This is a genomic window from Streptomyces sp. NPDC046303 (assembly GCF_055588085.1).
The window spans coordinates 74,771-92,187 of sequence record NZ_JBVJFA010000003.1 but is presented as its reverse complement, the minus strand read 5'-3'; the positions used below and the strand labels follow the sequence as shown (position 1 = coordinate 92,187).

Here is a 17,417-nt window from a genome sequence, read left to right as displayed (position 1 = left end):
GGAGCCGAGGAGTTCGGGGGCTCAGGCCAGGCGGGCTGCCTTGAGGGCCATGTGGAGCAGCAGCCGGTCCTCGCCCTCGTCCAGGTCGAGGCCGGTCAGCTGCTCCACCTTGGCGAGCCGGTAGTACAGCGTCTGCCGGTGGATGCCCAGGGCCGCCGCCGCCCGGCCCGCCTGGCCCGCGCAGTCCAGGAACACCTCCGCGCTACGGGCGAGTTCGCGGTGGGCCGGGGTCAGCAGGGCGCGCGTCGCGGGGTCGTCCACCGGGTCGGCGGCCACGGCCGCCAGCAGCCGGTACGGGCCGATCGCCGACCAGCGGGCGACCGGGCCGAGCCGGGGCTGCGCGGCGGCCGCCCGGGCCGCGGCCACCGCCTGCTCCCAGGCTGCGGGCAGTTCCGCGAGCGCCCGGACCGGTTCGGCCACTCCGGCCGTCACCGGCCGCGACCGCGCGTCCCCCGCGCCGGCCCGCGGCAGGAGCCGTTCCATCGCCGTCACGGCCGCGGCGACGGCGTCGCTCGAGCGCAGCCTCAGCAGCACCGCCAGGGCCGGGGCGCGGCCGGACGGCGTACCGCCGCCGCTCGCGCCCCCGGAGCCGTCCGGTCCGCCCGGCCCGGCCCCGCCCGGGACCGCGCACACCGCTGCGGCGCCCGGCACCGAGGCCGGCACCTCCCCGGTCCACGGCGCCACGCACACCGCCGCGTGCAGTCCCTCCGCGGCCGGGCCCAGGGCGACCCGCAGCGCGGCCACCGCCATCTCCTGCTGCCAGCCCCGGCCTGCCGTGAGCACCGCCAGGAACTCCCGCGACAGGTCTGCCCCCGCCTTCGCCTCCTGGTCGAGCAGCACCCCGATGCGCTGCGCCACCTCCATCGCCGCGGCCAGTTCCGCCGGCCCCGGCCCCGGATCCTGGTCGAGGAGCCACACGTAGCCCTGCACGATGCCCCGGCACCGCACCGGCAGGCAGATCCGCCCCCGGAACACCCCGGCCTCGGGGGCCGCGGGGATGTGCACGGGGCCGGTGGCGCGGGCGATGCCGAAACCCTCGAACCAGGACCGGACGGCCGCCGTCGACTGCCGGGTCAGGATCGAGCGGGTGCGCACCGGGTCCATGGCCTGGTCGTCGTCGCTGTCGTGCGCGCCGAATGCGATCAGCCGGAAGTCCCGGTTCTCCAGCGTCGCCGGTGCGCCCAGCAGCGCCGAGATCTCGTCCACCAGGTCCTGGTAATCGCCCTTCACCCGGACATTCTCCCACCTCCGAGCAGCCCCTTCAGACAGATGTATGAGATCCGGGACACGGATGCGTGACAGCTGTCGATGGCAGAGGATCAAACCGATCCTTAGGTTTCACGGTGGTTTTACTTGCGCTTTTCTTCTGCCACCCGCTGGAGGTGCACCCGTGCTGGGTCCCGTGATCCTCGCCGCTTCGCGCAGCGCCACAATGCGTCGTATCGTCTCGGCCGCCCCGGTGACCAAGCCCGTGGTGAACCGGTTCATCCCCGGTGAGACGGTCGACCAGGTGATCCCGATCGTCGAGCGCCTCACGCGCGACGGCCTCGAGGTCACCCTCGACGTCGTCGGCGAGGACATCACCGAGGTGGCGCAGTCGCACGCCGCCCGCGACGCCTACCTCGAGCTCATCGGGCGCCTCGCGGAGCTCGGCCTCGGCGAGACCGTCGAGATGTCCGTGAAGCTGTCGATGTTCGGACAGGCGCTGGAGGGCGGCCACGAGCTCGCGCTCGCCAACGTCCGCCCGGTCGTCGAGGCCGCCGCCGCCATCGGCACCACCGTGACCCTCGACGCCGAGGACCACACCACCCTCGACTCGATGTTCGCCATCCACGAGGAGCTGCGCCGGGACTTCCCGCAGACCGGCTGCGTCATCCAGGCCTACCTCTTCCGCACGGAGGCCGACGCCCGCCGGCTGGCCGAGTCCGGCAGCCGCGTCCGGATCGTGAAGGGCGCCTACAAGGAGCCCGCCGAGGTCGCCTACCAGGACAAGACCGAGATCGACAGGGCGTACGTCCGGATCATGAAGATCCTGATGAACGGCGAGGGCTACCCGATGATCGGGTCCCACGACCCGCGGCTGATCGCCATCGGCCAGGAGCTCGCCCGGCAGGCCGGGCGCAAACTGGATGAGTACGAATTCCAGATGCTGTACGGCATCCGCAGCGAAGAGCACCTGCGGCTCGCCGCCGAGGGCCACCGGATGCGGGTCTACACCGCGTACGGGACGGACTGGTACGGCTACTTCATGCGCCGCCTCGCGGAGAAGCCGGCCAACCTGCTGTTCTTCCTCCGCTCGATGATCACCAAGAACTAGCCAAGAACTAGGTCAAGGAGTTACCAGCCCCATGGATGCTGTGACCCAGGTCCCCGCTCCGGTCAACGAGCCGGTCCACTCGTACGCCCCCGGCACCCCGGAGCGCGCGCGGCTCGAAACGCAGCTCAAGCAGCTGTCCGAGAACCCGATCGACCTCCCCATGACGATCAACGGCGTCAAGCGGATGGGCGGCGGCGAGCGTTTCGACGTGGTCCAGCCGCACGACCACAAGTCGGTGCTCGGCACCTACGCCAACGCCACCCAGGCCGACGCGCAGGAAGCCATCGACGCCGCCCTGGCCGCCGCCCCGGCCTGGCGCTCGATGTCCTTCGACGACCGCGCCGCGATCATCCTGCGCGCCGCCGAGCTGCTGTCCGGCCCGTGGCGCGAGAAGCTCGCCGCCTCCACCATGCTGGGCCAGTCGAAGACCGCCCAGCAGGCCGAGATCGACACCCCGTGCGAGCTCGTCGACTTCTGGCGCTTCAACGTCCACTTCGCCCGCCAGATCCTGGCCGAGCAGCCGGTCGCCAACTCCGCCGGCGTGTGGAACCGCAGCGACCACCGCCCGCTCGAGGGCTTCGTCTACGCGATCACCCCGTTCAACTTCACGGCCATCGCCGGCAACCTCCCGACCGCCCCCGCCCTGATGGGCAACGTGGTCCTGTGGAAGCCGTCCCCGACGCAGACCCACTCCGCGGTCCTCCTGATGGAGCTCCTGGAGGAGGCCGGCCTGCCCAAGGGCGTCATCAACCTGGTGACGGGCGACGGCATCGCCGTCTCCGAGGTGGCCCTGAACCACCCCGAGCTGGCCGGCATCCACTTCACCGGCTCGACCAAGACCTTCCAGTACCTGTGGAAGACGGTCGGCAACAACATCGAGAAGTACAAGTCCTACCCGCGCCTGGTCGGCGAGACCGGCGGCAAGGACTTCGTCGTCGCGCACCCGTCCGCGGACCGCGCGATCCTGAAGACCGCCCTGACCCGCGGCTCCTTCGAGTTCCAGGGCCAGAAGTGCTCGGCGTCCTCGCGCGCCTACATCCCGGCCTCCATCTGGAACGACGGCTTCAAGGAGGCCTTCGCGGCCGAGGTCGACGGCATCGCCATGGGTGACGTCCGCGACCTGACCAACTTCATCGGCGCCGTCATCGACGAGCGGTCCTTCGCGAAGAACAAGGCCGCCATCGACCGGGCGAAGGCCGACCCGACCTGCGAGATCGTCGCGGGCGGCACGTACGACGACTCGGAGGGCTACTTCGTCCGCCCGACCGTCATCGCGTGCACCGACCCGGAGAACGAGGTCTTCACGACCGAGTACTTCGGCCCGATCCTCGCCGTGCACGTCTACGAGGACGCCGAGTTCGACGCGATGCTGGCCCAGATGGAGTCCGTCTCGGCGTACGCGCTGACCGGCTCGGTCATCGCGGCGGACCGGTACGCGGCGGCGGACGCGATGGAGAAGCTCCGCTTCGCGGCGGGCAACTTCTACATCAACGACAAGTCGACCGGCGCCGTCGTCGGCCAGCAGCCCTTCGGCGGCGGCCGCGCCTCGGGCACCAACGACAAGGCGGGCGCGGCGACCAACCTGCAGCGCTGGACCTCGACCCGCTCCATCAAGGAGACCCTGGTCGCGCCGACCGAGTACGGCTACCCCCACATGGGCTGACCTCCCCGCCCAGCCGAACCCCGCCCCCGCTCCGGTACCCCCAAGTCCGGAGCGGGGGCGGTTCCAGTTCGCGGACCCGCCGCGGTCAGACCTCGACGATCACCTGGTCGAGGGACTTGCGGACCAGGTCCGGGACCTCGCAGTCGTCCGCCGGGTAGCCGACCGGGATGACCGCGAAGGCCTTCTCGTTCTCCGGGCGGTCCAGGACGTGGGAGAGGAAGCGCATCGGGCTCGGCGTGTGCACCAGGGCCGCCAGGCCCGACAGGTGGAGCGCGGACAGCAGCATGCCGACCGCGATGCCGACGGACTCGTCCACGTAGTAGTGCTTGCGCTTCGTGCCGTCCGGGCCGAGCCAGTAGCGCTGCTGGAAGACCACGATCAGGGCCGGGGCGTCCGTCAGGTGGGTCTTGACGGCGTCCGTGCCGAGGGGGCGCAGGGCGGCGAGCCACTCGTCGCCGAGCCGGCCGTCGTACGAGAGGGCCTCCTCCTGCTCGGCGGCGGCACGGATCTGCCGCCGCACCGCCGGGTCCTTGACGAGGACGAAGGTCCACGGCTGCTGGTGGGCCCCGGAGGGAGCGGTCGCGGCGCACGCGATGGCGTCCCGGACGACCTGCTCGGGCACCGGGTCGGCGGAGAAGTGGCGCACGGTCCGCCGCTCGTCCATGCGCGCGCGCAACTCGGCGGAACGGGCGAGGGATTCCTGACTCGGCATCCGCACGGGCCGGTAGGCGGCGGGGCGGTAGGGGAGGCCGTGGGTGGGGGTCCATTGCTGGGAATCGGGCGACATGGCACGAGTCTGCCGACGGCCCGGCGGGCAGGTCCAGACCGGGCTCGGCCGATTCCGGCCGGTGCACGCCCTCCGGCGTCCGCAATGCGGTCCTTGCTACGGTCGCGCCATGACGGACTGGGACGCGGATGCGGTACGGGCGCGCTTGCGCAGCAGGCCGGCGCGGTACGAGCTGGCGCCCGCGCTCGGTGAGCGGGCGGTGCGCGCCTTCGAGGAGGAGCACGCGATCCGCCTGCCGGAGGAGTACCGGGCGTTCGTGGTGGCGGTCGGGGACGGCCCCGCCGGCCCCGGGCACGGGCTGATGCCCCTGATCACCCCGCGCTGGGACGCCGAGGAGGACGGTGCGGCGGAGGACGAGTGGCAGGAGGACCGGCGGCCGGGGCGGCTCGCCACGCCCTGCCCGATCGCGGAGCCCCGGTACTTCGACGCGAACCGGAGGTACGACGAGAGCGAGGGGCTGACCCTGGGCACGCTCGTCCTCGCCGACCGCGGCTGCGGAACGTACTCCCGGCTCGTCGTCACCGGAGCGCGGGCCGGGCAGGTCTGGCACGTGGACCAGGACTTCGGCAGCTGCGTGCCCGAGAGCCCGGACTTCCGCACCTGGTACACCGACTGGCTGGAGCAGCGATGAGCACGCGGGTCGCCCACACCTCGGAGCTGGCCGCGCACGAGCTCGGGGAGATCCGGGAACTGCTCCACGAGGCCTTCGACGGGGATTTCCCCGAAGAGGACTTCGAGCACGCGCTCGGCGGGATGCACGTGCTCCTGCGCGAGGGCGGCCTGCTCGTCGCGCACGGGAGCGTCGTACAGCGGCGGGTCGTGCACGGGGGACGAGCCCTGCGGGCCGGATACGTCGAGGCGGTGGCCGTACGGGCCGGCCACCGGCGGCGCGGGCTCGGCGGGCGGGTCATGGACGGGCTGGAGCGGATCATCGCGGGGGCGTACGTGCTCGGGGCGCTGTCGGCGTCCGAGGACGGGGCCGGGCTGTACCGCGCCCGGGGGTGGCGGGTGTGGGGCGGGCGGATCGGGGTGCTGTCGCCCGAGGGGCCCGTGCGGCTCCCCGAGGAGGAGGGGTCGACCTACGTGTGGGTGCCGCCCGGTGGGGTCCGGCTGGACCCCACCGGGCGGCTCGACTTCGACTGGCGCGAGGGGGACGTGCTGTAGCGGACGGGGGTTAGCCGGAGACGCTCGGGGCGCCCGACTCGATGTGGCCCGTGAAGCGGCGCGACCAGGTGCCGTCGGAGGCGGCCAGGATCGTGAAGTCGTACCAGCCGTTGCTGTACGCCACCGCGTTGAAGTAGTCCTCGCGCGAGGAGTTCGCCGGGACCGTGTACGTCCACGGGCCGTCCGTGCGGTAGGCGTTGGAGCGGATCGTGAAGGTGACCGCGGCGGCCGAGGCGTTGGTCAGCTTGAAGTAGACCGCGGTCTTGCCCGTGCCCGGCTCGACCGCGAAGCGGGCGGCCACCTCCAGGTCCTTGCCCGGCTTCGTGGCGTCGCCGATGAAGCGCCGCAGGAAGCGGTTCGGGCCGTACATCGACAGGTCGTACTTGCCCGATCCGTGCCCGAGGCCGATGTTGAAGTAGTCGGAGGCCGAGGCGCCCGCGTCCACCGTGTACTGCCAGGCGGCCGTGTCCCGGTACTGGTGCGGGTGGATCGAGAAGTGCGCCGCCCGCTTCGCCTCCGCGCCCTGGTTGGTCATCGAGAACCAGGCCAGGATCTTGCCGGCCGCCCCGAACTCGAGCCGGTCCATGTTGCCGTTGACCTGGTACGGGAGGGCCCGCGCCGGGCGGGTTCCGGGCTCCTGCGCCGGCAGGGCGTTGTCCTGCGGCACCGGGTTGGGGAGCGGGCCGCAGGTCGACTGGCCGATCACCTTGGCGGTGGACGGCAGGCCCGCCGGGACCCCGTAGACCGGGTGCGCGAAGTCGAAGACGCCGGTCAGGTCACCGGTCACCTTGCGGCGCCAGGCGCTGATGTTCGGACAGGCGGCGGGCGTTCCGAGGGCGGCCGTCCACTTCTCCATGAAGCGCAGCACCGAGGTGTGGTCGAAGACCTCCGAGCTGACCCAGCCGCCCCGGGTCCACGGGGACATCACGATCATGGGGACGCGGAAGCCCAGGCCGATCGGGAGTCCGTCCAGGTACTCGCCGGGGGTGCCGGGCGGGGCGACCGGCGGCGGGACGTGGTCGAAGAAGCCGTCGTTCTCGTCGTAGTTGAGGAAGAGGACGGTGGAGTCGAAGACCTCGGGGTTCGCCGCGAGCGCCCGGTAGACCAGGTCGACGAAGTGCGCGCCGTCGCCGGGCGGGGCGTACGGGTGCTCGGAGAAGGCCTCGTTCGCCACGACCCAGGAGACCTGGGGGAGCGTGCCGGCGACGGCGTCGGCGCGGAGGGCGGCCGCGATGTCGTCCGGGGTGGAGCCGGTGACCTTGGGGACCGAGCCCATGCCGCGGTCCCACAGCGGGTCGCCGGGCCGGGCGTCGGTGAACTTCTTGAAGTAGGCGAGCCCGTTGTCGCCGTAGTTGTCCTGGGCGTTCTGGTAGACCTTCCAGCTCATGCCGGCGCGCTGGAGGGCTTCCGCGTACGTCTCCCAGGTCAGCCCGGACTCGTCGCCGCCGTCCTTGCTGGAGGCGTCGATCCTGCCGCTCCACAGGAAGGTGCGGTTCGGGCCGGTCGCGCTGAGCGCGGAGCAGAAGTAGGCGTCGCAGACGGTGTAGTGGTCGGCGAGGCCGTAGTGGAAGGGGATGGAGCCGCGGTCCAGGTAGCCGAGCGTGTGGGTCTTGCCGACGCCGGCGACCCAGTTGTCCATCCGGCCCTTGTTCCAGGCCGCGTGCTGCGAGGTCCAGCTGTGCGGGAGGTCGCCGGTGCACTGGGCCAGGGTCTCGCCGTCCGCGCCGCCGGCCGCCGGGGTGGCGGAGAGCTTCCACGGGTACTGGCGGCCGCCCCAGTGGGGCTGGTTGAAGGTGCCCCAGCCGCCCGGGATGTTTCCGGCGGCGCGGTCGCCGAAGCCGCGGACACCCTTCAGCTTCCCGAAGTAGTGGTCGAAACTGCGGTTCTCCTGCATGAGGATCACCACGTGCTTCACGTCGGTGATCGTGCCGGTCGCGGCGGCCGCGGCCCCCGACGCCGACGTGATCGCGGGCAGGGCGGCACCGGCCATCAGCCCGGCGCCGATTCCCACGAACCCTCTGCGGCTGATCGGTGTCACTTCCTGCTCGCCTCCAACTCCAGTGCCCCGCCGGCACATTGACGGCAAGAGTGACGGCCACCGCGCCAAAGGTCTACATCCGTGCAGTAATAAATCAGTGAACATCGGGGTGGCTGGAGTCAACTGTCGAGGCGGACGAGCATCTTGCCCACGTTGTCCCCGCGGAGCATGCCCAGAAAAGCCTCCACGGTGTGGTCAAACCCCTGCACAACGGTGGTATCGGTGCCGATCCGGCCACTGCGCAGATGCGGGACGAGGAAGTCCTCCAACTCCTCCTGCAGATTGGTGTGATGGCGAACCAATACCCCCTCCATGCGCAGCGACTTGTGGACGACCTCGAAGAGGTTGCGGGGCGCGGCGGGGGAGCGGTCGCCGTTGTACGTCGAGATGGCGCCGACCCAGGCGATCCGCCCGTGCTCGCGCAGCACGTCGATGGCGCCCTCCAGGTGGTCGCCGCCGACGTTGTCCACGTAGACGTCGATGCCTTCGGGCGCCGCCTGTGCGAGCTGCTCCCCGACCGGGCCGTCGTGGTAGTCGAAGGCCGCGTCGAAGCCGAGACCGTCCGTGAGGTGGCGGACCTTGGCCGCCGATCCCGCGCTGCCGATGATCCGGCGGGCGCCGAGCAGCCGGGCGATGCGCCCGGTGGCGGTGCCGACCCCGCCCGCCGCGGCGGACACGAAGAGGTCCTCGCCCGCGCGCAGCGCCGCGGTCCGGGTCAGGGCGGCGTACGCGGTGAGGCCGGTGCCGCCGAGGAGGGACAGGTAGGCCTCCAGCGGGATCCCCTCGTGGCCCCGCAGCTTGCGGGTTCCGCCCGCTCCGAGGGTGACGAGGGCGTGCGTGCGCCAGCCCTCGCGGTGGAAGACCAGGTCGCCCTCGGCCAGCCCCGGGTCGCGGGAGGCGATCACACGGCCGACCGAGCGGCCCTCCAGCGGGGCGTTCAGCTCGAAGCCGTCCTCGCCGCCGTCCATCAGCCCGCGGTGGTACGGGTCCACCGACAGCAGGAGGTTCTCCACCAGGGCGGTCCCCGGGCCCGGTTCCGGGACGGGGAAGGCGGCGTACGTGAACGCGGCGGCGGTGGGGAAGCCGGTGGGGCGGGCGATCTGGTGGACGGCGTAAGCGGTGTTCGTGGTCATGGCGCTGACGCTAGGAAGGAATCCCCCGGCCGGGCAGGGGGTTGCGCTCATGGAAGCAGCACATGCATGAATGACGCTCATGGAACGAGGTGGGGGCCGGTGTCCGAACTCCTCCCGCAGGAACTGCGGGTCCTGGTCGCGGTCGCCGAGTCCGGCGGGTTCTCCGCCGCGGCCGCCGCGCTCGGACTCACCCAGTCGGCCGTATCGCACTCCGTGCGCGGCAGCGAGGCCAAGATCGGTGCGGTGCTCTTCGAGCGCGGGCGGACCGGCGCCTCGCCCACCCCGGCGGGGGAGCGGGCCGTGGGCCACGCACGCCGGATCCTGCGGTTGTACGAGGTCATGGGCGCGGAGGTGCGCGGCGCGGGCCGCGGCGCCGGGCCGGACGGCGGCGCCCTCGCGGGCGTGCTCCGGATCGCCGCGTTCCGCAGCGCGGCCCTGCACCTGCTGCCACCCGCACTGGAGCGGCTGACGGCCCGGCACCCGGGGATCCGCCCCGAGGTCCGGGTGGTGCGCGAACTCGGCGCGGGTACGGCCGGGGAGGTGGCCGCCGGCCGCGCCGACCTGGGCATCGCCACCCTGGGCGGGCCGGACGGGATCCCGCCGGGCCTGCTGGCGGGGGTGCTCACGGAAGAGGCGTACGCGCTGGTCCACCCGGTCGGACACCCGGACCCGAAGGCGCTGCCCCTGCTGGACTGGGACGAGAACTGCGGCTCCTACACCCGGGCCTGGTGGCGGGAGCAGGACTGGATCCCGCGGGCCACCGTCAAAGCGGAGGACGACGGCATGGTGCTGACCATGGTCGGCCGCGGGCTCGGCATGGCGATCCTGCCCGAGCTGTCGCTGCGCGAGGCCGGAGAGACGGTGCAGATCACCGACCTGGGGCCCGGGAGGCCGGTGAGGCAGGTGGGATACGTCACCACACCGGAATCCGCCGCCACCCTCACCGTGCGGGCTCTGATCAGGGAACTCCGCTCTGGGAAGGCCTGAACCGGAGTCTCCGAAGGGAGCTTTCCGAGGGTTCGGCGTCTCAGATAGTAGGAAGTCCGAGTAATTGCGGAGACATACAGCGGGACCTGCCCTAGCTTTGTAGAAGCCGAACGTCTCGCCGATCAGGCGAATGGTGGTCGAGAGCGCGCGCCCCCGGCAGGCAACCCCTGCGGCGCACTGCTCCCCGCCTCTTCCGGCGCCTTGAAGGAACCCCTCATCCGTGGCCCTGCCACGCCGTGATCTCAAGGAGTCGATCCACATGACCCACACCACCACCGCAGTCCGCCGCGTCCGCCGCTCCTCCACGGCCGACGCCGACCGCCGCAACGCCGCCGCAGCGCTCCAGCGGGCCCTCGACCGCCGTGACAACGGCGGCTCGACCGGCCACTGAGCACGGCCGGCCGGACACCCGTCCGGCCGCACGGGCCCCCGGACACGTTGCGCCCATTGGTCCATATGCTGGACGTAATGTGTCTGAGGGCTGATACACGGAGTACGGTTCCGCCATGTCGACCAGCATCAATCTCGCAGTGATCCCCGGTGATGGCATCGGCCAGGAAGTCGTGGCTCAGGGCCTCAAGGTCCTTACCGCGGTCCTGCCCCAGGATGTGAAGCTGGAGACCAAGCAGTACGACCTCGGGGCCCAGCGCTGGCACCGCACCGGTGAGACCCTCCCGGACGCGGAGCTCGAGGCCCTCAAGCACCACGACGCGATCCTGCTGGGCGCCATCGGCGACCCGTCGGTCCCGTCCGGCGTACTGGAGCGCGGGCTGCTGCTCAAGCTCCGCTTCGCCTTCGACCACTTCATCAACCTGCGCCCGTCGAAGCTGTTCCCGAACACGGCCACCCCGCTGGCCGGACGTCCGGAGATCGACTTCGTCGTGGTCCGCGAGGGCACCGAAGGCCCGTACACCGGCAACGGCGGCAGCCTGCGCACCGGCACCCCCGCCGAGGTGGCCACCGAGGTCAGCATCAACACCGCGTACGGCGTGGAGCGCGTCGTCCGCGACGCGTACGAGCGGGCCAACGCCCGCCCCCGCAAGAAGCTGACGCTGGTGCACAAGAACAACGTCCTCGTGTACGCGGGCCACATGTGGAAGAACATCTTCGACAAGGTCGGCCAGGAGTACCCCGAGGTCACCACCGACTACCTGCACGTCGACGCCGCGACGATCTTCTTCGTCACCCAGCCCGAGCGCTTCGACGTCATCGTCACGGACAACCTCTTCGGTGACATCCTCACCGACCTGGCCGCCGCCGTGACCGGCGGAATCGGCCTGGCCGCCTCCGGGAACATCAACCCGACCGGCGCCTACCCGTCCATGTTCGAGCCCGTACACGGCTCGGCCCCGGACATCGCCGGCACCGGCAAGGCCGACCCGACCGCGACGATCCTCTCGGTCGCCCTCCTGCTGCGCCATCTGGGATACGAGGCCCAGGCGGTCCGGATCGAGGACGCGGTCTCCGCCGACCTCGCGGAGCGCGACGGCACCTTCCGCTCCACCGACGCGATCGGCGACGCCCTGGCCGCGCGCGTAGCCGGCTGACCCGGCAGCACCACTTCAGGGAGCCGTCGGGTCATATAGGGGACCCGGCGGCTTTTCCTGTGCGGCCCCGGGTGCCACCATCTCCCCTGGGCCGCTACCCCCGCTTCTCCGAAGCCCCCGTCCGCGCGATAATCGAACGCGAGGCCGCGGAATGCGGGGAAGCTCGGACGTCCTAGTACGCCGTGAGCGCGGTCCGCCATACACAACCGGTGAAGGACAAGCACTCATGACGACGCCCACGATCGAGCTCAAGCCCTCCTCGAACCCGCTGTCCGACGCGGAGCGCGAGGCGATCCTGGCCAGCCCCGGCTTCGGCCGCCACTTCACCGACCACATGGTGACGATCAAGTGGACCGAGGGCCGCGGCTGGCACGACGCCGAGCTGGTCCCCTACGCGCCCCTGTCGATCGACCCGGCGAACATGACGCTGCACTACGCGCAGACGATCTTCGAGGGCCTCAAGGCCTACCGCCAGCCCGACGGCACCGTCGCCACCTTCCGCCCGCAGGCCAACGCCGAGCGCTTCCAGTCCTCCGCCCGCCGCATGGCCATGCCGGAGCTGCCGACGGAGCTGTTCATCGAGGCCTGCGACGCCCTCATCCAGCAGGACCGCGCCTGGGTTCCGGACTCCGGCGAGGCCTCCTTGTACCTGCGGCCGTTCATGTTCGCCTCCGAGGTCGGCCTGGGCGTCCGTCCGGCGAACGAGTTCCTGTTCATCGTCATCGCCTCGCCCGCCGGCGCGTACTTCCCCGGTGGCGTCAAGCCCGTCTCCGTCTGGCTCTCCGAGGAGTACGTGCGCGCCGTCAAGGGCGGCACCGGCGCGGCCAAGACCGGCGGCAACTACGCGGCTTCGCTGGTCGCCCAGGCCCAGGCCGCCTCGCACGGCTGCGACCAGGTGGTCTGGCTCGACGCCGTCGAGCACCGCTGGATCGAGGAGATGGGCGGGATGAACCTGTACTTCGTGTACGGCGACCGCATCGTCACGCCCGAGCTCACCGGGTCCCTGCTTCCCGGCATCACCCGCGACTCCCTCCTCACCATCGCCCGCGACCTCGGCTACACCGCCGAGGAGGGCCGGATCACCACCGAGGACTGGCAGCGCGACAACGCGAACGGCACCCTCACCGAGGTGTTCGCCTGCGGCACCGCCGCCGTCATCACCCCGGTCGGCTCGGTCAAGTCCGAGCGCGCCGACTGGACCCAGGGCGACGGGCAGCCCGGCCCGGTCACCATGCGCCTGCGCAAGGCCCTCCTGGAACTCCAGACCGGGCACGCCGCCGACACCCACGGCTGGATGCACCCGCTCGGCTGAGCGGCAGGGGCGACTGATCGGTACGGGCCTCACCTGGAACGGGGCGGCCCGTACCGAGGCGGTGTGTGATGTCCGAGGCGAGCACGTTCTGGGCCTCCGGTGCCTGGCAGGTCTCCGAAGGCAGGGAAGACGAGTTCGAGGCCCGGTGGGAGGTCTTCCTGACGTGGACCAGGGAGGCCAACGAAGGGTTCCTCTTCGCCCGCCTGATCCGCGACCTGAGCAGCCCCGGCCACTACGTGTCCTTCGCCTCCTGGCGTGACGCGGAGGCCATGAAGGGCTGGCAGGAGAAGCCCGAGTTCGCCGAGCACTTCGGCGACTGCCGCGAGCTGTGCGACGACATGTCGGGCGGCGGTTTCGCGCTGGCGCGGGCGGTGGACGGCTAGGGGCCCGCGCTCCCCGTATCGGGGGCGCGGGCCTTCGTACGTACGGGCCGGGCGGTTCAGGCGGTCGCCGGCTCCTCGACCGGAAGGGCCGCCGGGGAGGTGCGCGCGGTCAGGGCCGCGTAGACCAGCCCGCCGGCCAGGCCGGAGAGGACGAAGGAGCAGTCCACGCCGCCGGTCAGGGCGAGCAGCGGGCCCTCGTAGAACGGGGTGGTCACGGCGAGCAGCCCGACGCCGGCGCCGATGGCCCAGGAGGCGGTGGCGGCCACGTTCCAGCCGCCGCGGTACCAGTAGACCCCGCCCACGGAGCGGCGGTTGAAGACCTGGAGGGCGTCGGCGTCGTACCGGCCCTTGCAGCGCACGTGGCCGATGAGGGTGATGACGGCCCACGGGGTGCCGATCGCGGTCAGCAGCAGCACGAAGGAGGTCATCGCCGACTGCACGTCCCATGAGAACGAGCCGAAGAAGACGAACGCGGTGGCGACGGCGGCGGCGATCACGGTGGCGAGGGTGCGGGTGGCCTTCGGGACGATCGCGTCGAGGTCCAGGCCCATGGAGTAGAGCATCAGCCCGGCGTTGCCCACCGAACCGGCCGCGGCGGCGACGAGCAGCGGGGCCAGGTACCAGAACGGCGCGGCCTCGACCAGCGGCCCGGCGTAGTCCGCGCCGGCCCGGGCGGCGAGCGCGGTGTACGTGCCGAAGAGCTGCGGGACCAGCAGGCCGACGAGCAGACCGGCGCCCGTGCCCCACAGGACCTTGCGGGGGGTGTGCTTGTGGGGGGAGATGTAGCGGGTGTAGTCGCCGAGCAGGGTGATGAAGGCGACGGGGCCGCTGAGCCCGGCCGCGACGGCGGCGAGCAGCCAGGTCGGCCAGAAGGAACCGAGCAGGTACGCGGTGTCCGGCGGGGCCGCGGTGGTGAAGTCCGGGGCGTAGGCGAAGAGGCCGACGGCCAGCAGGATGACCATGCCGACGGACAGGATCTTGCTCATGCGCAACAGCAGCTTGTACCCGTATACGGCCGCGACGACGGTACAGGCGGCCAGTGCCCCGTACATCACCGCCCGCGAGAGCCCGGTGTCGGGGAGCCCGGTGAGCCGGGACAGCACGCCCACCATCACGTCGCCGCCGATCCACAAGGTGAGCGCGGTGTAGCCCAGTGACAGCAGCAGGCCGACGACCGAGCCGACCAGGCGGCCGCGGACGCCGAACTGGGCTCCGCTGGAGGTGGAGAGGTTGGTGGCGGTCCGCAGGGAGACCAGCGCCAGCGGCGCGGTGAAGGCGATGCCGACCAGGGTTCCGGCCACGATGGCGGTGACGGAGGGCCACAGCCCCAGCCCGAAGGAGGGGGGAAGCCAGCCGAACACGATCACGCCGAGGCAGAGGTTGGAGCCGAGCAGGATCGAGATCAGGTCACGGGGACCGCTCGTCCGCTCCTCCTCCGGAATGGTGTCGACTCCGCGCTGTTCGATGGGCATGAAGGACTCCCTTGGCAGGGCGGGGCGGATGGTTCCGCTTTTCTTTGAGCGACACTCAATGTGACCTAAGCCCTGGTCTCAGGTCAATGCTTCGTGGATGGGAAATGAAGAGTTAGAGTGATGCTCTAACCCATCGACTCAAGAGGTGGTGGATCGGCGTGCGGCTGACCCCTACGGAGCGCGACCGCCTGCTGCTGCGCAGCGCTGCGGAACTGGCCAGGGCCCGACGGGCACGTGGCCTGAAACTCAATGTCCCCGAGGCCACCGCGCTGATCGCGGACACGGTCTGCGAGGCGGCGCGCGACGGCAAGCGGCTCGCGGAGGCCATCGAGGAGGCCCGCGGCGTGCTGGGCCCCGACGACGTCCTGCCGGGCGTGGCCGACGTGGTCACCGAGGTGCACGTGGAGGCCGTCTTCGACGACGGATCCCGGCTCGCGGTGGTCTCGTCCCCCATCCAGGGCGCGGCGCCGCTCGGCGACGACGCCCCCGGGGCGGTCGTCCCCGGCCCCGGCGTCCCCCAGCCCGAGCCGGTGCTGCACCTGCGCGTGCGCAACACCGCCGCCGTGCCCGTGAGCGTCACCTCGCACTTCCACTTCTTCGAGGCCAACCCCCGCCTCGACTTCGACCGCGCCGCGGCCTACGGGATGCGGCTGTGCGTGCCCGCGGGCTCGTCCGTACGGTTCGACCCGCACGGCGAGGGCGAGGTCGGGCTCGTCCCGATCGGCGGCGACCGCATCGCGATCGGCTTCGCGGGCCTGGTCGACGGCCCCCTCGACGCCCCCGGGGCCAAGGACGAGGCCCTGCGCCGCGCGGCGGCCTGCGGCTACCTGGGTACCGGCACCACCGAGCACGCGGACGGAGACCAGGCGTGAGCAAGAAGACCCCCCACAGCGATCACTGCGCGCCCGGCAGCCGGCACATCGACCCGCACGAGTACGCCTCCGTCTTCGGCCCCCGCGCCGGGGACCGGGTGCGGCTCGGCGACTCCGGGCTCACCGTCCGGGTCGAGTCCGACGCCCAGAAGCCCGGCGACGAGTTCCTGGCCGGCTTCGGCAAGACCGCCCGCGACGGCCTGCACCTGAAGGCCGCCGCCGTCCGCGAGACCTGCGACGTCGTCATCAGCAACGTCCTGGTGATCGACGCCGTCCTCGGTATCCGCAAGGTGTCCATCGGCATCCGCGAGGGCCGCATCCACGCCATCGGCCGGGCCGGCAACCCCGACACCCTCGACGGGGTCGACGTGGTCGTCGGCACGGGTACGTCCATCGTCTCCGGCGAGGGACTGATCGCCACCGCCGGAGCCGTCGACACCCACGTCCACCTGCTCTCCCCGCGGATCATGGAAGCCTCGCTCGCCGCGGGGGTCACCACGATCATCGGTCAGGAGTTCGGCCCGGTCTGGGGCGTCGGCGTCAACTCCCCCTGGGCGCTGAAGCACGCCTTCAACGCCTTCGACGCCTGGCCCGTCAACATCGGCTTCCTCGCCCGCGGTTCCTCCTCCGACCCGGCCCCCCTCGTCGAGGCGCTCGCCGAGGGCGGCGCCTCCGGCTTCAAGGTCCACGAGGACATGGGCGCCCACACCCGCGCCCTGGACACCGCGCTGCGCGTGGCCGAGGAGCACGACGTACAGGTCGCCCTGCACAGCGACGGCCTCAACGAGTGCCTCTCCGTCGAGGACACCCTGCGCGTGCTGGACGGCCGGACCATCCACGCCTTCCACATCGAGGGCTGCGGTGGCGGACACGTCCCCAACGTGCTCAAGATGGCGGGCGTCCCCAACGTCATCGGCTCCTCCACCAACCCCACCCTGCCCTTCGGCCGGGACGCGGTCGCCGAGCACTACGGGATGATCGTCTCCGTCCACGACCTCAAGCCCGACCTCCCGGGCGACGCCGCCATGGCCCGCGACCGGATCCGCGCCGGGACCATGGGCGCCGAGGACGTCCTGCACGACCTGGGCGCGATCGGCATCACCTCCTCCGACGCCCAGGGCATGGGCCGCGCGGGCGAGACCATCCGCCGCACCTTCGCCATGGCCGCCAAGATGAAGGGCGAGCTGGGCCCCCTGGCCGGCGACGGCGAGGGCGACGACAACGCCCGCGTGCTGCGCTACATGGCCAAGCTCACCATCAACCCCGCCATCGCCCACGGCCTGGCCCACGAGATCGGCTCCATCGAGGTCGGCAAGCTCGCCGACATCGTGCTGTGGCGCCCGCAGTTCTTCGGCGCCAAGCCGCAGCTGGTCCTCAAGTCCGGCTTCCCGGCGTACGGGGTCACCGGCGACCCCAACGCGGCCACCGACACCTGCGAACCGCTGGTCCTCGGCCCGCAGTTCGGCTCGTACGGGGCCACCGCCGCCGATATCTCCGTCGCGTTCGTCTCGGCGGCCGCGGCCGCCCTGGGCAGCGACGGGATGCCGACCCGCCGGCGCCGGGTCGCCGTTCGCGGCACCCGCGGCATCGGCCCCAAGGACCTGCTCCTCAACTCCCGGGTGGGCGCGGTCGACGTCGACGCGCACAGCGGCCTCGTCTCCCTCGACGGGGAACCGCTGCGCTCGGAAGCCGCCGAATCGGTCTCCCTCAACCGCCTGTACTTCCTCTAAAGGACCCCTGTG

Annotated in this window: 16 protein-coding genes; 11 read left to right on the top strand and 5 right to left on the bottom strand. The window is 71.7% G+C overall.

Annotation, left to right across the window (positions count from 1 at the left end; all coding sequences use genetic code 11):
* Window positions 1–21: 21 nt before the first annotated feature.
* Window positions 22–1,230: a PucR family transcriptional regulator gene (locus ACZ6I1_RS03945; RefSeq protein ID WP_469282774.1), complete on the bottom strand. Its 1,209-nt coding sequence runs from the start codon at window positions 1,228–1,230 to the stop codon at window positions 22–24.
* A gap of 160 nt (window positions 1,231–1,390) precedes the next feature.
* Between ACZ6I1_RS03945 and ACZ6I1_RS03940 the strand changes: the two genes are divergently transcribed.
* The gene (locus ACZ6I1_RS03940; protein ID WP_469282772.1) at window positions 1,391–2,317 is read left to right on the top strand and encodes a proline dehydrogenase family protein; all 927 of its coding nucleotides are present in this window, start codon (window positions 1,391–1,393) and stop codon (window positions 2,315–2,317) included.
* A 31-nt stretch (window positions 2,318–2,348) separates the two neighbouring features.
* Window positions 2,349–3,980, top strand: a complete 1,632-nt coding sequence (gene pruA / locus ACZ6I1_RS03935) for an L-glutamate gamma-semialdehyde dehydrogenase (RefSeq protein ID WP_469282769.1) — start codon at window positions 2,349–2,351, stop codon at window positions 3,978–3,980.
* An 85-nt stretch (window positions 3,981–4,065) separates the two neighbouring features.
* Here pruA and ACZ6I1_RS03930 read toward each other — a convergent pair whose 3' ends face one another.
* Window positions 4,066–4,767 (bottom strand): nitroreductase family protein, encoded by a 702-nt coding sequence (locus ACZ6I1_RS03930; RefSeq protein WP_469282766.1) that lies wholly within the window; start codon window positions 4,765–4,767, stop codon window positions 4,066–4,068.
* Window positions 4,768–4,876: 109 nt separating this feature from the next.
* Here ACZ6I1_RS03930 and ACZ6I1_RS03925 point away from each other — a divergent pair, with 109 nt between their 5' ends.
* A complete protein-coding gene (locus ACZ6I1_RS03925; RefSeq protein WP_469282763.1) occupies window positions 4,877–5,398 on the top strand; it encodes an SMI1/KNR4 family protein in 522 nt (173 codons plus the stop codon).
* Window positions 5,395–5,931, top strand: coding sequence for a GNAT family N-acetyltransferase (locus tag ACZ6I1_RS03920; protein WP_469282762.1), 537 nt, complete (start codon window positions 5,395–5,397; stop codon window positions 5,929–5,931). Before ACZ6I1_RS03925 ends, ACZ6I1_RS03920 begins: the two co-directional genes overlap by 4 nt.
* Before the next feature lie 10 nt (window positions 5,932–5,941).
* Here ACZ6I1_RS03920 and ACZ6I1_RS03915 read toward each other — a convergent pair whose 3' ends face one another.
* Both ACZ6I1_RS03915 and ACZ6I1_RS03910 read right to left on the bottom strand, forming a co-directional pair.
* Window positions 5,942–7,969, bottom strand: a complete 2,028-nt coding sequence (locus ACZ6I1_RS03915) for a phosphocholine-specific phospholipase C (protein WP_469282759.1) — start codon at window positions 7,967–7,969, stop codon at window positions 5,942–5,944.
* A gap of 119 nt (window positions 7,970–8,088) precedes the next feature.
* Window positions 8,089–9,102, bottom strand: a complete 1,014-nt coding sequence (locus tag ACZ6I1_RS03910) for an NADP-dependent oxidoreductase (protein ID WP_469282757.1) — start codon at window positions 9,100–9,102, stop codon at window positions 8,089–8,091.
* Window positions 9,103–9,201: 99 nt separating this feature from the next.
* Here ACZ6I1_RS03910 and ACZ6I1_RS03905 point away from each other — a divergent pair, with 99 nt between their 5' ends.
* From ACZ6I1_RS03905 to ACZ6I1_RS03885, 5 genes are all read left to right on the top strand, one after another.
* A complete protein-coding gene (locus ACZ6I1_RS03905) occupies window positions 9,202–10,089 on the top strand; it encodes a LysR family transcriptional regulator (protein ID WP_469282754.1) in 888 nt (295 codons plus the stop codon).
* 259 nt (window positions 10,090–10,348) lie between these two features.
* On the top strand, window positions 10,349–10,480 hold the full coding sequence (locus ACZ6I1_RS03900; RefSeq protein ID WP_469282752.1) for a hypothetical protein: 132 nt from the start codon (window positions 10,349–10,351) through the stop codon (window positions 10,478–10,480).
* Window positions 10,481–10,595: 115 nt separating this feature from the next.
* Window positions 10,596–11,636: a 3-isopropylmalate dehydrogenase gene (locus ACZ6I1_RS03895; protein WP_469282750.1), complete on the top strand. Its 1,041-nt coding sequence runs from the start codon at window positions 10,596–10,598 to the stop codon at window positions 11,634–11,636.
* A gap of 226 nt (window positions 11,637–11,862) precedes the next feature.
* The gene (locus ACZ6I1_RS03890; protein ID WP_362583993.1) at window positions 11,863–12,948 is read left to right on the top strand and encodes a branched-chain amino acid aminotransferase; all 1,086 of its coding nucleotides are present in this window, start codon (window positions 11,863–11,865) and stop codon (window positions 12,946–12,948) included.
* Between the two features lie 68 nt (window positions 12,949–13,016).
* On the top strand, window positions 13,017–13,331 hold the full coding sequence (locus ACZ6I1_RS03885) for an antibiotic biosynthesis monooxygenase family protein (RefSeq protein ID WP_469282747.1): 315 nt from the start codon (window positions 13,017–13,019) through the stop codon (window positions 13,329–13,331).
* A 56-nt stretch (window positions 13,332–13,387) separates the two neighbouring features.
* Here the strand turns inward: ACZ6I1_RS03885 and ACZ6I1_RS03880 are convergent, their stop codons facing one another.
* Window positions 13,388–14,803 carry a cytosine permease gene (locus ACZ6I1_RS03880; RefSeq protein ID WP_469282746.1) on the bottom strand — a complete coding sequence of 472 codons (1,416 nt, stop codon included), beginning with the start codon at window positions 14,801–14,803 and terminating at the stop codon, window positions 13,388–13,390.
* A gap of 158 nt (window positions 14,804–14,961) precedes the next feature.
* Here ACZ6I1_RS03880 and ureA point away from each other — a divergent pair, with 158 nt between their 5' ends.
* On the top strand, window positions 14,962–15,675 hold the full coding sequence (ureA, locus tag ACZ6I1_RS03875) for an urease subunit gamma (RefSeq protein WP_469282743.1): 714 nt from the start codon (window positions 14,962–14,964) through the stop codon (window positions 15,673–15,675).
* Window positions 15,676–15,722: 47 nt separating this feature from the next.
* Complete coding sequence (locus tag ACZ6I1_RS03870; RefSeq protein WP_469283213.1) at window positions 15,723–17,405, top strand: urease subunit alpha; 1,683 nt, start codon at window positions 15,723–15,725, stop codon at window positions 17,403–17,405.
* Window positions 17,406–17,417: the final 12 nt, after the last annotated feature.

What these genes read in the sequence shown, in the direction of transcription:
- pruA (WP_469282769.1), top strand. Translation starts at nt 2,349, where the DNA reads ATGGATGCTGTGACCCAGGTCCCCGCTCCGGTCAACGAGCCGGTCCAC.
- ACZ6I1_RS03930 (WP_469282766.1), bottom strand. Translation starts at nt 4,767, where the DNA reads ATGTCGCCCGATTCCCAGCAATGGACCCCCACCCACGGCCTCCCCTAC.
- ACZ6I1_RS03925 (WP_469282763.1), top strand. Translation starts at nt 4,877, where the DNA reads ATGACGGACTGGGACGCGGATGCGGTACGGGCGCGCTTGCGCAGCAGG.
- ACZ6I1_RS03920 (WP_469282762.1), top strand. Translation starts at nt 5,395, where the DNA reads ATGAGCACGCGGGTCGCCCACACCTCGGAGCTGGCCGCGCACGAGCTC.
- ACZ6I1_RS03910 (WP_469282757.1), bottom strand. Translation starts at nt 9,102, where the DNA reads ATGACCACGAACACCGCTTACGCCGTCCACCAGATCGCCCGCCCCACC.
- ACZ6I1_RS03900 (WP_469282752.1), top strand. Translation starts at nt 10,349, where the DNA reads ATGACCCACACCACCACCGCAGTCCGCCGCGTCCGCCGCTCCTCCACG.
- ACZ6I1_RS03895 (WP_469282750.1), top strand. Translation starts at nt 10,596, where the DNA reads ATGTCGACCAGCATCAATCTCGCAGTGATCCCCGGTGATGGCATCGGC.
- ACZ6I1_RS03890 (WP_362583993.1), top strand. Translation starts at nt 11,863, where the DNA reads ATGACGACGCCCACGATCGAGCTCAAGCCCTCCTCGAACCCGCTGTCC.
- ACZ6I1_RS03885 (WP_469282747.1), top strand. Translation starts at nt 13,017, where the DNA reads ATGTCCGAGGCGAGCACGTTCTGGGCCTCCGGTGCCTGGCAGGTCTCC.
- ACZ6I1_RS03880 (WP_469282746.1), bottom strand. Translation starts at nt 14,803, where the DNA reads ATGCCCATCGAACAGCGCGGAGTCGACACCATTCCGGAGGAGGAGCGG.